17 protein-coding genes are annotated in these 14,918 nt (G+C 67.0%); 10 read left to right on the top strand and 7 right to left on the bottom strand.

Annotation, left to right across the window (positions count from 1 at the left end):
* Window positions 1-8: 8 nt before the first annotated feature.
* Entirely contained in the window at window positions 9-515 is a 507-nt protein-coding gene (locus tag AC07X4_RS10625; RefSeq protein ID WP_260668181.1) for an arsenate reductase ArsC, read from the top strand.
* Complete coding sequence (arsB, locus tag AC07X4_RS10620; RefSeq protein ID WP_494740034.1) at window positions 512-1,576, top strand: ACR3 family arsenite efflux transporter; 1,065 nt, start codon at window positions 512-514, stop codon at window positions 1,574-1,576. Before AC07X4_RS10625 ends, arsB begins: the two co-directional genes overlap by 4 nt.
* A 27-nt stretch (window positions 1,577-1,603) precedes the next feature.
* On the opposite strand, the gene AC07X4_RS10615 is transcribed toward arsB, so the two are convergent.
* The 3 genes from AC07X4_RS10615 to AC07X4_RS10605 are packed head-to-tail and all read right to left on the bottom strand — an operon-like array spanning window position 1,604 to window position 2,939.
* A complete protein-coding gene (locus AC07X4_RS10615; protein WP_015015245.1) occupies window positions 1,604-1,831 on the bottom strand; it encodes a DUF2798 domain-containing protein in 228 nt (75 codons plus the stop codon).
* Window positions 1,828-2,427, bottom strand: a complete 600-nt coding sequence (locus tag AC07X4_RS10610) for a flavodoxin family protein (protein WP_494740033.1) — start codon at window positions 2,425-2,427, stop codon at window positions 1,828-1,830. Before AC07X4_RS10610 ends, AC07X4_RS10615 begins: the two co-directional genes overlap by 4 nt.
* Window positions 2,428-2,474: 47 nt before the next feature.
* Window positions 2,475-2,939 carry a DUF2938 domain-containing protein gene (locus AC07X4_RS10605; protein ID WP_494740048.1) on the bottom strand — a complete coding sequence of 155 codons (465 nt, stop codon included), beginning with the start codon at window positions 2,937-2,939 and terminating at the stop codon, window positions 2,475-2,477.
* Window positions 2,940-3,055: 116 nt separating this feature from the next.
* Here AC07X4_RS10605 and AC07X4_RS10600 point away from each other — a divergent pair, with 116 nt between their 5' ends.
* A complete protein-coding gene (locus tag AC07X4_RS10600) occupies window positions 3,056-3,502 on the top strand; it encodes a helix-turn-helix domain-containing protein (RefSeq protein ID WP_494740032.1) in 447 nt (148 codons plus the stop codon).
* 149 nt (window positions 3,503-3,651) lie between these two features.
* On the opposite strand, the gene AC07X4_RS10595 is transcribed toward AC07X4_RS10600, so the two are convergent.
* A complete protein-coding gene (locus tag AC07X4_RS10595) occupies window positions 3,652-4,800 on the bottom strand; it encodes a helix-turn-helix domain-containing protein (RefSeq protein ID WP_110960363.1) in 1,149 nt (382 codons plus the stop codon).
* A 222-nt stretch (window positions 4,801-5,022) separates the two neighbouring features.
* Between AC07X4_RS10595 and AC07X4_RS10590 the strand changes: the two genes are divergently transcribed.
* The 7 genes from AC07X4_RS10590 (at window position 5,023) to AC07X4_RS10560 (ending at window position 12,821) form a co-directional block, all read left to right on the top strand.
* Window positions 5,023-5,493 (top strand): (2Fe-2S)-binding protein, encoded by a 471-nt coding sequence (locus AC07X4_RS10590; RefSeq protein ID WP_494740031.1) that lies wholly within the window; start codon window positions 5,023-5,025, stop codon window positions 5,491-5,493.
* 46 nt (window positions 5,494-5,539) lie between these two features.
* Window positions 5,540-7,927, top strand: coding sequence for a xanthine dehydrogenase family protein molybdopterin-binding subunit (locus tag AC07X4_RS10585; RefSeq protein WP_494740030.1), 2,388 nt, complete (start codon window positions 5,540-5,542; stop codon window positions 7,925-7,927).
* Between the two features lie 11 nt (window positions 7,928-7,938).
* Complete coding sequence (locus tag AC07X4_RS10580) at window positions 7,939-8,730, top strand: FAD binding domain-containing protein (RefSeq protein ID WP_494740029.1); 792 nt, start codon at window positions 7,939-7,941, stop codon at window positions 8,728-8,730.
* A gap of 109 nt (window positions 8,731-8,839) precedes the next feature.
* On the top strand, window positions 8,840-9,766 hold the full coding sequence (locus AC07X4_RS10575; RefSeq protein WP_192419973.1) for an AAA family ATPase: 927 nt from the start codon (window positions 8,840-8,842) through the stop codon (window positions 9,764-9,766).
* A gap of 10 nt (window positions 9,767-9,776) precedes the next feature.
* Entirely contained in the window at window positions 9,777-10,991 is a 1,215-nt protein-coding gene (locus tag AC07X4_RS10570; protein ID WP_494740047.1) for a vWA domain-containing protein, read from the top strand.
* A 94-nt stretch (window positions 10,992-11,085) separates the two neighbouring features.
* Window positions 11,086-11,718 (top strand): SRPBCC family protein, encoded by a 633-nt coding sequence (locus AC07X4_RS10565; protein WP_121942289.1) that lies wholly within the window; start codon window positions 11,086-11,088, stop codon window positions 11,716-11,718.
* Window positions 11,719-11,747: 29 nt separating this feature from the next.
* Window positions 11,748-12,821 carry an XdhC family protein gene (locus AC07X4_RS10560; RefSeq protein WP_494740028.1) on the top strand — a complete coding sequence of 358 codons (1,074 nt, stop codon included), beginning with the start codon at window positions 11,748-11,750 and terminating at the stop codon, window positions 12,819-12,821.
* Between the two features lie 13 nt (window positions 12,822-12,834).
* Here AC07X4_RS10560 and AC07X4_RS10555 read toward each other — a convergent pair whose 3' ends face one another.
* The 3 genes from AC07X4_RS10555 to AC07X4_RS10545 form a co-directional block, all read right to left on the bottom strand.
* Complete coding sequence (locus AC07X4_RS10555) at window positions 12,835-13,344, bottom strand: low molecular weight protein-tyrosine-phosphatase (protein ID WP_494740027.1); 510 nt, start codon at window positions 13,342-13,344, stop codon at window positions 12,835-12,837.
* Between the two features lie 15 nt (window positions 13,345-13,359).
* Window positions 13,360-14,049, bottom strand: coding sequence for a glutathione S-transferase family protein (locus AC07X4_RS10550; protein WP_494740026.1), 690 nt, complete (start codon window positions 14,047-14,049; stop codon window positions 13,360-13,362).
* A gap of 71 nt (window positions 14,050-14,120) precedes the next feature.
* Window positions 14,121-14,888, bottom strand: a complete 768-nt coding sequence (locus tag AC07X4_RS10545; protein WP_494740025.1) for an MHYT domain-containing protein — start codon at window positions 14,886-14,888, stop codon at window positions 14,121-14,123.
* Window positions 14,889-14,918: the final 30 nt, after the last annotated feature.

Below are 14,918 nucleotides of genomic sequence, written 5' to 3'. Positions count from 1 at the left end.
AGCGCCGCATGACCGCTTTGAACGTTCTTTTTCTTTGCACCCACAACTCGGCCCGCAGCATCCTGGCCGAGGCCTTGCTCAACGACATGGCCCCAGGCCGGTTCCACGCGTACTCGGCGGGCAGCAGCCCGCGCGACAACCAGCAACCCAATCCGCTGGGCCTGGAGGTGCTGCGTGCCGCTGGCATCTCGACCGAAGGCCTGCGCAGCAAAAGCTGGGACGAGTTTGCCGCCCCGGGCGCACCCATGATGGACCTCATCATCACCGTCTGCGACAACGCGGCCGGCGAGGTCTGCCCCATCTGGCCCGGCCACCCGGCCACTGCGCACTGGGGCTACGCCGACCCGTCCGCAGGGGACGGCACGGACGATGAAAAGCGCGAGGCTTTCCGCAAGACCTTGCATGCCATCCACCAGCGGTTGGAGCTGCTCATCAACCTGCCTGCCGACAAGCTCGAAAAGACCCTGCTGCAGCACACCGCGCGCGAACTGTCGCGTGCCGCCGCCACGCCATGACGGTGCAGTGCAACCCGGCCGGAGCCGCCGTCCCGGCCCCCATGAGCGTGTTCGAGCGCTACCTCTCCGTGTGGGTGCTGTTGTGCATCGTGGTGGGCATTGCGCTCGGGCAATTCGTCCCCTCAGTGTTTCAGGCGGTGGGCCGCATGGAGATCGCCAAGGTCAACCTGCCCGTGGGTCTGCTGATCTGGGTGATGGTGATCCCCATGCTGGTGAAGGTGGACTTCGGCGCGTTGGGCGAAGTGCGCAAGCATGCCCGGGGCATCGGCGTGACGCTGGTGGTGAACTGGCTGGTCAAGCCGTTTTCGATGGCGCTGCTGGGCTGGCTGTTCATCCGCCATTGGTTTGCGCCGTACCTGCCTGCGGACCAGCTGGACAGCTACATCGCAGGCCTCATCCTGCTGGCGGCTGCGCCTTGCACGGCCATGGTGTTCGTGTGGAGCCGCCTCACGGGCGGCGACCCGCTGTTCACGCTGTCGCAGGTGGCGCTGAACGACAGCATCATGGTGGTTGCATTTGCGCCGCTGGTGGCGTTCTTGCTGGGCATCTCGGCCATCACTGTGCCGTGGGACACCTTGCTGACCTCGGTGGTGCTCTACATCGTGATCCCGGTGGTGTTGGCCCAATGGCTGCGCCGGTCGCTGCTGGCCAAGGGGCAGGCGGTGTTCGATGCCGTCATGGCGCGCATGGGGCCCTGGTCCATCGCCGCATTGCTGGCCACGCTGGTGCTGCTGTTTGCGTTCCAGGGCCAGGCCATCCTGCAGCAGCCACTGGTGATTGCGCTGCTGGCCGTGCCCATCCTGATCCAGGTGTTTTTCAACGCGGGGCTGGCCTACTGGCTCAACCGCGCGGTGGGGGAGAAGCACAGCGTGGCCTGCCCATCGGCACTGATCGGCGCCTCCAACTTTTTCGAGCTGGCGGTGGCGGCTGCCATCAGCCTGTTCGGCTTTCACTCGGGCGCCGCGCTGGCCACTGTGGTGGGCGTGCTGATCGAGGTGCCGGTGATGCTGCTGGTGGTGCACATCGTCAACCGCAGCAAGGGCTGGTACGAGCGGGCGTGAGCGGCGCGGTACACCGAGCCTGTGGGGTCAGCCCCTGGCCGTGAGCAGCGCCACCGCCTTGCGGGCCAGTGGCGCTGCCAGCATTACCGCCGGAAAGGCAAACAGCCACCCGGTCAGCCACGCGCCCGCCCAGAGGCTCACAAAGTCCTGCTGCGGCTGCAGCGCGCGAAAGGTGGAGATGCCCGACACCAGCAGCGACATCACACCCGACAAGATCAAGCTGAACAGCACCGGTCCATAGCGGGCGGGGATCATGCTGCAACCTCCTCGCCAGGCTGGCGTGCGCCCACACCGCTCAGGCGTTGCAGCGTCTCGGCAAAGTGCTGGCCAAACATGCGGGCGGTCTTGGTGTCGCCGGGTACAAAGGCATCGGCGGCCGCCCCGTGGCCTGCCTGCGCCATCAGGCCCGACCAGGAGCCGAGGCGGTTGGCCGCCTCGTCATACGGCACCCCGGCGTGTTGCTCGGGCAGGATGGGGTTGCCCACCCACACCATGCCGTGCTGCATGGCAAACACCCAAATCGACATCAGCGTGGACTGCTTGTCGCCCGCCGGCAGCGACGACACGGTAAAGCCCGCCGCCAGCTTGTTCTTGAGCTGCTGCGTCTTCCACAGGCGGCCCGTGGCATCCATGAAGGTCTTGAACGGCCCGGAAACCCCGCCCAGGTAGGTGGGCGAACCCAGGATGACGCCGTCGTAGCGCAGCAAGTGGTCGGGTGCCTGCGCCAGGTCTTCGGCGCGGACCAGTTCGGCGAGCACGCCCGGCACGGAGCGTGCGCCTTCCAGCACGTGGTGGGCAATGTGTGCGGTGTGGCCGTGGGCGCTGTGATAAACGATGGCAATGTGTTGCATGGTGTGGGTTCCTTGGGAGTGATTTCGGGGAGGAGGCGCGGGGCAGGTCAGCGTGAAATCAGTGCGATGACCAGCGCGGAGAGATACAGGCCCAGGCCAAACACGGTGTGGTTGGCCAAACTGCGCAGGCAGTTCTTGAGCGGGGTCGGCGTGCGCGATGCCGCAAAGCCAGAGCCCATGGCGGGCTGCATCACCAAAAGCGGCGCCGCCACGGTGCCCATGCCCACGGCCAGCGCGGGCCACAGGGTAGGGCTGCGGACCCAGGCAGCGCCCAGCAGGGACAGCAGCACCCCCGCAAAGGCCACGCCCACGGCGTAGTGCGTGAGCCAGCCCCAGGCCAGTTCGCCCCGGACCGGGGCTGCCTTGGCGATGGCGGCGTGGGCGATCTGGCCGCGCACCAGGTGGCCCACCCAGCGGCCGATGAAGGCGAAGTTGAGCGTGGGCACCCCCAGCCTTTTGAGCAGCAACAGCCAGGCATCCATGACAGCGGTGGCGCCGATGCCCAGGAGCATGGCGAGGGGAATGTCTTGCAGTGAGAGAGTCATCAAAACACCTCGGAAAGTTGACGGGAGAAGGTTTTGAACGGAATATAGAAGTTCAAGTCAACTTGAGGTCAAGAGGTTTTTTCATGGACATTGCCGAAGTCGCCAAACGCTCCGGGCTGCGGGCGTCCACGCTGCGGTATTACGAAGAGAAGGGGCTGATCCAGTCGGTAGGGCAACCGGGGGAGCGCCGCCGGTTTGCGCCCGGCGTGATGGACCAGCTGGCGTTGATTGCGCTGGGGCAGTCGGCCGGGTTCTCGCTGGACGACATCCGGTCAATGTTCTTGCCCAGCGGCGAGCCGAACATCGACCGGCAGCTGCTATCAGCCAAGGCCGACGAGCTTGACACCATGGTCAAGCGCCTCAAGGCCATGAGCAACGGCCTGCGGCACGCGGCCGCCTGCCCGGCCGAGAGCCACGCCCAGTGCCCGTCCTTCCAGCGGCTGCTGAAAGCCGCCGCTGACGGAGCGCTGGAGCGTCAGCAGCGGCGCAGCGCGCAGCCGATGGTGGGGCTGCGCCGGCCGCGTGCCTGAGCGGCCCAACGCGCCCTGGTTTGCGGGTGACTTGATTGCTATCTATTTGATAGCTATTCAGGCATATTGCACTAGCGCTATCGGCTCAAAAGGCTTGAAGAGAAGTCGCCGGACGCCTGCACGGCGGTGTGGGCGGCGGCGCGGGCCCGTCACCCGCCTTTGGGGGCGCCCAGCTTGCGGTACACCGTGGCGCGGCTGATGCCCAGCGCGCGCGCCGCCTCGGCCACGTTGCCGCGCGCTTCCTGCACCGCGCGGCGGATCATGGCCACTTCGGCCTCGCGCAGCGGGGCGGGCGCGGATGCAATGCCTGGCACCGCCGCTGTGTGGGTGTCGCCCACGGTGCGGGCGTGCGCAGGCAACTGCGCCAGCGCGTGCAGCCGCAGGCCCGACCACAGCGGCAAATCCAGCGGCTCCCTACGCTTTTGGCGGGCCGCGTCGAACAGCATGGTCCAGGGCATGGCCAGCAGGTCGCTGCAGTGGGTGCGGGCACCGGGCAGGCCGGGGGCGCGCAGGGGCTGCGGCACCAGCTGGCGGGCCATGCTGTTGGCACCCACCACGCAGCCGTCGGCGTCCAGCGTCAGCAGGCCGTCGCCTTCACCGCCCAGCGGGCAGCCCGGCCAGTTCACGCGCAGCAGCAGGGCATGGGGCAGTTGCAGCAGCAGTGCGTCTTCCATGGCGCGGGCCGACCGGGCCACCAGGTGGCGCAGCTCGGGCCGTTCGGGCACATCCACACCCGTCAGGTCCAGCATGCCCATGCAGCGGCCCTGGGGGTCGAACAGCGGGGCTCCGGCGCAGCTGTAGCTGGCGTTATCGTCAAAAAAATGCTCGCCCCGGTGCAACCACACAGGCTGCAGCTCTTCCAGTGCGGCGCCGATGGCGGTGGTGCCCACGGCTGCTTCCGATAAATCAATGCCCACGCGGCCAATGGCGCTGGCGCGCGGGTCGCTCCGGTCGCAATGGCCTTGCACATCGACCACGATGCCGCGTGCGTCGGTGAGCATGGCGAAGTAGCGCATGCCCGCAATGGCCCGGGTCAGCTGCTCCAGCACCGGCCGGGCCGCGCGCAGCAGGTGGTGGTTCTGCTCCTGGCTGTGGCGCAGCGCCGTGGCGCTGACGGCGTCAAACGCCACGCGCCGTGTGGGCTCCAGGCCCCGCGCCAGGCAGCGTTGCCAGGATCGCGCAATCCACGGCTCCACCTCGGCGCGCACGGGCGCTGCACCGTCGGACAGCAGGCTCTGGCGCGCCTGCGCAATCAGCGCGTGGCGGTCAGCAGCGGGGTGGGGCGCGGAGATCAGCATGGTGAACAGGCTCCTGGAGGTCCGCATGATGCGCCGGTGTGCAGTGCAGCATGTTTCATTTTGAGAATATCCAGCCAGGGGCCCCGGAAATCTAGGGTTGTCCCTAGGGATGGGGCGTGGGGCGCGGCAGAAGATGCGCGAGCGATGAGCGTGATCCCGATCCCCTCCGCGAGATCGTGGGCGCGCTCCTATCCAGCCAAAACCACTCCAGGAGACAGCCAGATGCAAGTCCAGTTCACGGTCAACGGGCGCGCTGCCAGTGTTGACGTCCCCCCCAATACCCTGCTTGTCCATGCGCTGCGAGAGCACCTGCTGCTCACTGGCACCCACGTGGGTTGCGACACCAGCCAGTGCGGGGCGTGTACGGTGCATGTGAATGGACGGGCCGTCAAATCCTGCGCGATGCTGGCAGTACAGGCGCAGGGAGCGGAGGTGACGACCATTGAGGGCATGGCGACTGCTGACGGCACCATGCACCCCATGCAGGCGGCGTTCAAGGAGTGCCATGGCCTGCAGTGCGGCTTTTGCACACCCGGCATGGTGATGAGTGCGGTGGACCTGTGCAAGAACCACCCCAACGCCAGCGAAGGCGAGATCCGCGAACTGCTCGAAGGCAACATCTGCCGCTGCACTGGCTACCAGAACATCGTGCGCGCGGTGCAGGTCGGCCAGAAGGCCATGGGCGGCGCCTGAGCGCGCCCGCCGTCCCCACGCCAGAACAATCCAAGGAGACAAGACCATGGGTGCATCCGACTTTTCCAAGCTGCCGCACATCGGCGAATCGCTCAAGCGCAAGGAAGACTACCGCTTCCTGACCGGCGCGGGCCAGTACACCGACGACGTGGTGCTGGCCGCGCAGAGCCATGCGGTGTTCGTGCGCTCACCGCACGCCCACGCCAAGATCAACAGCATCAACATTGACGCTGCCAAGGCCGCGCCCGGCGTGCTGGGCGTGTTCACCGGTGCCGACGTGGCCGCCGACAACATCAACGGCCTGCCCTGCGGCTGGCTCATCACCAGCACTGACGGCCAGCCCATGAAGGAGCCGCCACACCCCATCCTGGCGCAGGGCAAGGTGCGCTATGTGGGCGACCACGTGGCCATGGTGGTGGCGCTGACCCAGCAGCAGGCACGCGATGCGGCCGAGCTGGTGGAGGTGGACTACGACGTGCTGCCCGCCGTGGTGAATGTGGCCGACGCCGCATCAGGCGCCGTGGCAGGTGCGGCGCTGCACGACATCGCGCCTGACAACCACTGCTTCAAGTGGGCCATCGGCGACAAGGGCGCCGTGGACGCCGCGTTTGCCAACGCAGCGCATGTCACCCAGCTCGATCTGATCAACAACCGCCTGATCCCCAACGCCATGGAGCCCCGTGCGGCCATCGGCAGCTACAACCGCGCGAGCGACGAATACACGCTGTACGTCAGCAACCAGAACCCGCACGTCGAGCGCCTGCTGATGACGGCCTTTGTGATGGGCCTGCCCGAGCACAAGGTGCGCGTGATTGCGCCCGATGTGGGCGGCGGCTTTGGCTCCAAGATCTATCTGTACGCCGAAGACGTGTGCCTGACCTGGGCGTCCAAAAAGCTCAACCGCAACATCAAGTGGGTGGCCGACCGCAGTGAGGCGTTCTTGAGCGATGCCCACGGCCGCGACCACGTGAGCCACGCCGAGATGGCGTTGGACAAGGACGGCAAGTTCCTGGCGCTGCGTGTGCACACCCACGCCAACCTGGGCGCCTACCTCAGCACCTTTGCCAGCGCGGTGCCCACCATCCTGTACGCCACGCTGCTGGCGGGGCAGTACAGCACGCCGCAGGTGTATGTGGAGGTGGACTCGTGGTTCACCAACACCGCACCGGTGGACGCCTACCGGGGCGCAGGCCGCCCTGAGGCCACCTACCTGCTGGAGCGCCTGGTCACCCGCTGCGCGTGGGAGATGGGACTGCCGCAGGACGAGATCCGCCGCCGCAACTTCATCAAGGCCTTCCCGTACCAGACGCCGGTGGCGCTGCAGTACGACACCGGCGACTTCCAGGCCTGCATGGATGGGGCGAACAAGCTGGCCGACGTGACGGGCTTCGAGCAGCGCAAGGCCGCCAGCGCGGACAAGGGGCTGCTGCGGGGCATTGGGTATTCGTCGTACATCGAGGCCTGCGGCATCGCGCCGTCCAACATCGCCGGCGCCCTGGGCGCACGCGCAGGGCTGTTCGAATGCGGCGAGGTGCGTGTGCACCCCACCGGCAGCGTGACGGTGTTCACCGGCTCGCACAGCCACGGTCAGGGGCATGAGACCACTTTTGCGCAGGTGGTGGCCGCGCGCCTGGGCATCCCGGTGGAGAACGTGGACATCGTGCACGGCGATACGGGCCGCGTGCCGTTCGGCATGGGCACGTATGGCTCACGCTCCATCAGCGTGGGCGGCGCGGCCATCATGAAGGCGCTGGACAAGATCGAGGCCAAGGCCAAAAAGATTGCTGCGCACCTGATGGAAGCGAGCGATGCCGACATCGACTTTGCGAATGGCGAATTCACGGTGCGTGGCACCGACAAGAAGATCCCGTTCGGCCAGGTGTCGCTGGCAGCCTATGTGCCGCACAACTACCCGCTGGACGTGCTGGAGCCGGGCCTGAACGAAACCGCGTTCTACGACCCGACCAACTTCACCTTCCCGGCAGGCACTTACATCTGCGAGGTCGAGGTGGACCCCGCCACCGGGCACACACGGGTGGACAAGTTCACGGCGGTGGACGACTTCGGCACCATCATCAACCCCATGATCGTCGAAGGGCAGGTGCATGGCGGACTGGTGCAGGGCATTGGCCAGGCGCTGCTGGAGAACTGCGTGTACGACCGCGAAACGGGCCAGCTGCTCACCGGCAGTTTCATGGACTACGCCATGCCACGCGCCGATGACTTCCCCGAGTTCAAACTGGGCCATGTGTGCACGCCCTGCACCCACAACCCGCTGGGCACCAAGGGCTGCGGCGAGGCCGGGGCCATTGGCTCGCCACCGGCGGTGATCAACGCCGTGCTGGATGCGCTGCGACACCTGGGTGTGAAGGACTTTGACATGCCCGCGTCGCCGCACCGCGTCTGGGAAGCGATTCAACACGCCAAGGCATAAGGAGATCCACCATGTACGCATTCACGTTTGAAGCGCCTTCCTCCACCGCCGCTGCCGCGCAGCTCATCGCCCAGGGCGGCAAACTGCTCGCGGGCGGGCAAAGCCTGCTGCCGTCCATGCGGCTGCGCCTGGCCAACCCTGAAAAGATCGTGGACCTGAACAGCATTGCCGAACTGGCGGGCATCCGCCGCGAGGGCAACGCGCTGGTCATCGGTGCCATGACGCGCCATGCCGACGTGGCATCCAGTGCGGATGTGAAATCCGCCATCCCTGCGCTGGCCGACCTGGCCGCCCACATTGGCGACCGCCAGGTGCGTGCACGCGGCACGCTGGGCGGCTCGGTGGCCAACAACGACCCTGCCGCCTGCTACCCCAGTGCGGTGCTGGGCCTGGGCGCCACGGTCATCACCAACCGCCGCGAGATCAAGGCCGACGATTTCTTTGTGGGCATGTACACCACGGCGCTGGATGAGGGCGAGATCATCACCGCCATCCGCTTCCCGATCCCGAAACGCGCTGCGTACATGAAGTTCAAGCAGGCGGCATCGCGCTTCTCGCTGGTTGGGGTGTTTGTGGCGCAGACCGACAGCGGCGTGCGCGTGGCCGTGACCGGTGCGGCCAGCAGCGTGTTCCGCCATGCGGGGCTGGAGGCGGCGCTCAACCAGAGCTTCACCCCGCAGTCAGCTGCCAGCGTGAAGATCGACGCGAACGATCTGAACGCCGACATCCACGCCAGCGCTGCCTACCGCGCCAACCTCATCAGCGTGCAAACGCAGCGCGCTGTGCAGCAGATGCTGGGATGACGTGAAGGCAATCCCGCCACCGTGGTGCGGCACCCGGTGGCGGGTTTTTGAGTGAAATTGGCTACAAGCGCTAGAGGAATATGCGCTGGCAGCTATGAATTGGATAGCAATGAACTCGTTGAACGCCGCGCCGGTTCCGGCTTCCATCGACGCCCTGGTGCAGGCCCTGCAAAGCGTGGGCTATTTTGCCGACCGTCGCCTGGCCACGGCGGTGTTTCTGGCGCTCAAGCTGCAGCGGCCTTTGTTGCTGGAGGGCGAGCCTGGCGTGGGCAAGACGGCGCTGGCCAAAGCCCTCTCGGAAGTGCTGTCGCGCAGCCTCATTCGCCTGCAGTGCTACGACGGCCTGGAGCAGCGCGAGGCGTTGTATGAGTGGAACTACGCCGCCCAGCTCCTGCACATGCGGGCAGCGGAAGGGCAGGGCAGTGCCGACATGGCGCAGGTGGAGCGCGAGGTCTACCAAGACCGCTACCTCATCCGCCGCCCCTTGCTTCAGGCGTTGCAGGCACCAGCGCCGGGCGCCGTGCTGCTGATCGATGAGGTGGACCGCGCGGACGAACCGTTCGAGGCCTTCTTGCTGGAGTACCTGGGCGAGTACCAGGTGAGCATCCCCGAGATCGGCACAGTGCGCGCCACGGCCACGCCGGTCACGCTGCTCACCAGCAACCGCACGCGCGATCTGCACGACGCCGTCAAGCGCCGCTGCCTGTACCACTGGCTTGACTACCCCGAGCGCGAGCGCGAGCTGGCCATCGTGCGCGCGCAGGTGCCTGGTGCCAGCGAGGCGCTGGCCGTGCAGGTGGCAGAGTTTGTGGGGCGGCTGCGCAGCCAGCCGTTTGCCAACGCCTTCCAGCGCGCACCGGGCATTGCCGAGAGCGTGGAATGGGCCAAGGCGCTGGTGGCGCTCGACACCATCGTGGTGGACCCCGAGGTGGTGTCCGATACCGCAGGCATCCTGTTCAAGCAGCGCGAGGATGTGGCGGCGCTCACCCGCGACATGGCGGTGCAGTTGCTGCAACCCGCCGATGCCGATGCATGAGAACCGGCCGATGGCCGAGGGCGCGATGTTCTCCCAACTCGGCGATGCCCGCACCGGCAAGCTGGCCGACAACCTGAGCGGCTTTGGCCGCACGCTGCGCCGCGCTGGCGTGCGGGTGGATGCGGCCCGCATGGCGCTGGCCCAGCAGGCGGTGATGCTGGTGGGTCTGCAGCGCGAGGACTTCGGTGCTGCGCTGGAGGCCGTGCTGGTCAGCCGCGAGCAAGACCGTGTGGTGTTCCGCGAGCTGTTCGATGCCTACTTTCGCAATCCCAACGTCGCACAAAAGCTGCTGGCGCAGATGCTGCCCAGCGCAGAATCCAAGGCCGAGCCCGTCAAACGCCGCCCGCGCGTGAGCGAGGCACTGGCGCCCGTGCGTGCCGCGCGCAACGCACCGCCCGCACGCGAAGAGGACAAGATCGAATTCGATGCCGCCATGACGGCCAGTGACCTGCAGCGCCTGCGGCAGGCGGACTTCAACCAGCTCTCGGCCAGCGAATACATCCTGGTGGAGCGCCTGGCACGCGACGTGCCTTTGCCTTTGCCGCGCTTTGCGGCCCGCCGCACCCGGCCGGGTGTGCGCGGCAGCCGCCCGCACTGGCCCGGCGCCATGCACCATGCGGCGCGCAGTGGGGGCGAGGTGCTGCACATCCCCTTGCTGCAGCGCCGCCAGCAACCGCTGCCGCTGCTGGTGCTGGTGGACGTGTCGGGCTCGATGGAGCGCTACGCGCGTTTGTTGCTGGCCTTCTTGCACGCCGCCACCGCGCCGCGCCACACCGGTGCCACCGTGCGCCGGGACGTGTTTGCGTTTGGCACTGGCTTGACCGACCTCACGCCCGCCTTCCGCCTCGCCGACACCGACGCCATGCTGGAGACGGCCAGCCATGCCATCACCGACTTTGCGGGCGGCACCCGCATGGGCGACAGCCTGGGCCAGTTGCGCCTGCAGCACGCGCGGCGCCTGGTGGGGCGGCGCACGCTGGTGCTGCTGATCAGCGATGGGCTGGACACGGGCGCCCCCGAGGTGTTGGAGCGCGAGCTGGCCTGGCTGCGTCGCCACTGTGGCCGCCTGCTGTGGCTCAACCCGTTGCTGCGCTACGAGGGGTATGCCCCCACGGCGCGCGGTGCGTCGGCCCTGCACCGCCAGGCCCACGGCATGGTGGCCGTGCACAACCTGAGCCACCTGAAGGACCTGGCCGCCAGCCTGGCAAGCGTGTTGCGGCAATGAGGGCGCGGCACCGCACCGCATCGAGCCCAGCCATGCAGCGGACCGATTGAATTCCCACAACATCCACACCCATTGAAGACCGAGAGGACCCACCATGGAAATGCAAGCCAGCCGAACCCTTGCCGTCAGCCAGCAACAGGCCTGGGAGGCGCTCAATGACCCTGAGGTGCTCAAGCTGTGCATTCCCGGCTGCGACAAGGTCGAGCCCACGGCCGAGAACCAGTATTCGGTGGCCATGGCGCTCAAGATCGGGCCCGTGTCGGCCAAGTTCGCCGGCAAGATCACGCTGTCCGACATCGTGCCGCCCGAGAGCTACAACATCGCCTTCGATGGCTCCGGCGGCGTGGCGGGCTTTGGCAAGGGCAATGCCCAGGTCAAGTTGGTGCCGTTGCCTGCCGATGCGGCGGGGCAGGCCAGCTGCGAGCTGCATTACACCGTGCATGCCTCAGTGGGCGGCAAGATCGCCCAGCTGGGCCAGCGCCTCATCGACGGCGCCGCCAAGAGCATGGCCGAAGACTTCTTCAAGCGGTTTGACGACGAGATGCAGCGGCGTTTTCCGCGCGCTGAAGCACCCCCGGCAGATGCAGCAGCCAGTGCCGATGCCGTCACTCAGCCAGGCACCGTGGAAGGAGGGAGTGCCACCCAGGGCGGCGGTATCCCTGCGTGGATGTGGGGTGTTGGCGTGGCGGCCCTCGTACTGCTGGCCTGGTGGTTCAATCGGGGCTGAGTGCTATGGGTACCGGAAGGAAGTGAGTCATGGAAAATTTGGACGTCGTCGTGCTGCGCACGCTGCAGGGCTGGCGTGCCGCAGGGCGCCGTGCGCTGCTGGCCACGGTGGTGCGCACCTGGGGCTCGTCGCCCCGGCCGGTGGGTTCGATCATGGCGCTGTGCGAAGACGGCGCGGTGGTGGGTTCGGTGTCAGGCGGGTGCATTGAGGACGACCTGATCGACCGCCATACCCGCGCCTATGCCCAGGCGGGCGCTGCGGCAGACGGTGCCGAGCACCGCATCCCCAGCGGGCCGCCATCGTTTGTCAAATACGGTATCAGCGCCGACGAAGCCCACCGCTTTGGCCTGCCCTGCGGTGGCACGCTGGAGCTGCTGCTGGAATACGACCCAGATCCCGCGCTGCTGGCCGATTTGATTGCCCAGCTGGCCGCCGGGCGCCTGGTGCAGCGCACCGTGCGCCTGTCCGATGGCGCCGTGACCCTGGCGCCCACGCAGGCACCCGAGGATCTGAAGTTGGATGCACAGCAGCTCACCAACACCTTCGGGCCCGAGTACCGCATGCTGCTGATCGGGGCAGGGCAGCTCACCGAGTACCTGGCCACCATGGCCTTGTTCAACGGCTTTGCCGTGACGGTGTGCGACCCGCGCGAGGAGTATCGGGGCAGCTGGAGCGTGTCGGGTGCCACCGTGGTGAGTGACATGCCCGACGATGTGGTGCTGGCCTTCAAGCCTGACCGCCGCACCTGCGTGGTGGCCCTCACGCACGACCCCAAGCTGGACGACCTCGCGCTGCTGGAGGCTTTGAGCACCGAGGCGTTCTACGTGGGCGGCATCGGATCGCGCCGCAACAACGAGGCGCGGCGCGCCCGCATGATCGAGCACTTTGACCAGACCGAAGCCAGTCTGCAGCGCCTGCGCGGGCCCATTGGCATCTACATCGGCAGCAAGACACCGCCCGAAATTGCGGTGAGCGTGATGGCCGAGATCCTGGCCGTCAAGAACGGCGTGACCCTGCCGCGCGACATGGAAGTGGCCCAGGCCAAGAACGACCGCGAGCAGGCGCACAACGACCCCGGCGCCCTGGTATGCGGAGTGCGGTAGCCACGCAGGCAGGTCAGTGCCGGGCTTTGGGTTCCTGCTCCTGCGCCTGCAGTTGCCGCTGCACGTGCCTGAGCAGCCCTTCGCAGGCGTCTTCCACCAGGTCCAGCACCTCCTCAAACCCCTGGCTGCCGCCGTAGTACGGGTCAGGTACCACCGGGCTGTCGAACTGCAGACAGAACTCCGTCATGCGCCGCAGCTTGTGCGCGTGTGCGGGCGGGCATTGGTCTTGCGCCAGGGCCAGGTTGTCCCAGTCCATGGCCAGGATCAGGTCGTAGCGGGCAAAGTCGGCATCAATGAGTTGCCGTGCCCGCAGGTCCGAAAGGTCATAACCGCGCTGCGCTGCGTGGCGCTGGGTGCGGGTGTCGGGCGGCTCGCCGGGATGGTAGTTGTGCGTGCCGGCCGAGTCCACCACCACGCTGTGCGCCAGGCCGCTGTGGGTGATTTTGTGGCGGAACACGCCGTGGGCTGTGGGGCTGCGGCAGATGTTGCCCATGCACACGAAGAGAATCGCGTAGCGAGACATGGTGGTGGCGTGCGTTCAGGCCTCGATCACCACCGGGCCGCCCTTGGCGATGCCCCGTTGGTAGGCCGGGCGTGCGTGCATGCGTTCCAGGTAGGCCTGCAGGTGCGGGCAGCGGCTTGCGTCGTTGGCACGTGACATCAGCGCCTCCACCGCAAAGCTCATCTGAAAGTCCGCCATGGTCAGGTGCTCCCCCGCAAACCAGCGATGGGTGCCCAGGTGCTCTTCAATGAACGCCAGCGCCGTGTCCACGTTGGGGTCGATGAGCTTTTGCTGCACCGTGCCGCACAGGGCGCGCGCAATGGGCTTCACGAAGAACGGCATGGGCTGCGTGGGGATGGTCTTGAACACCAGCTTCATCACCAGCCAGTTCATCAGCGAGCCCTCGGCATAGTGCATCCAGAAGCGGCACTGGCGGTGTTCGGCGGTGCGGGGTGCTGGCTGCAGGTGGGCCAGGTCGCCACGGGCCTGTTCGCCATAGGTTTCCACCAAGTATTCGATGATGGCACCCGACTCGGCAATCACTTCGTAGCCATCGGTGATGACTGGCGACTTGCCCAGGGGGTGAATGGCCTTGAGCGCAGGCGGGGCCAGCTTGGTGGCCTTGTCGCGCGGGTAGATCTTGAGCTCGTAGGGCACGCCCAGCTCTTCCAGCAGCCAGAGAATGCGTTGCGAGCGCGAGGTTTCGAGGTGGTGCAGGGTGATCATGGTCGCCATCTTATTGAAGAGTGGGCCGAATGCACCCTGGTGCAGCCCTTGTTTTGCGGTTGCTGTCTGGTTCAGGCCGCACGGCGGCGCTGCTGGCCGATGGAGCGTTGCATCCATTGCACATACAGATCCACCGAAATCAGCACGGCCATGGCAAATGCGCAGGCGGCCACGATGGGGCCGAGGCCCAGTGAGCTGACCAGCCCGACGCCCTGCACGGTGGCAAAACGGTTGGGGGTGGTGCAGACGAACTCGGCCGCGCCCATGCCGGTGTAGTGCATGGCGCACACGGCGGCGGCCATGAGCAGGGCGGCCCCCACGCGGCTGCCCAGGCGGCGGGTGTTGAAGGCCAGCCACAGGGCGGCCGTGCCTGCTGCCACCGCAATCAGCACCGACAGCGCCACGGTGCGCAGGTCCCAGTGGATGTAGCCGCCAATCTTCATGCCGTACATGCCCAGGTAGTGCATGCCCGCCACACCCAGGCCCAGCAGCAGTCCTGCGCCCAGAATCCGTGCCAGCTCCCGGGGGGCCTTGGACACCACGATGAGTGCAGCCGAGGTGCAGGCCACGGCCGCCAGCAGAGACACCGCGCTTTCCACGATGCCGTAGCTGCTGGCCACGTCCAGCCGCAGCGCCACCATGCCCACAAAGTGCATGGACCACACCCCGATGCCGCCCAGCGCCACACCGGCCGTCAACGTGGCTGCGCGGTTGAGCGAGCCGTCCTTGTGGCGGATGCGGCGCGTGACCATCAGCGCGATCAGTGAACCAATGAATGCCAGGGCAAACGAGATGGCGACAAGGTGGGGGCGGTATTCGGAAACGACGGTGGGGTCCATGGAGAGCTGCCTGAGACGGGGGTGGAGGAG

Source organism: Acidovorax sp. GW460-11-11-14-LB4 (assembly GCF_059423685.1).
The sequence above is the reverse complement of the archived record's forward strand: the minus strand, read 5'-3'. Positions and strand labels throughout refer to the sequence as shown.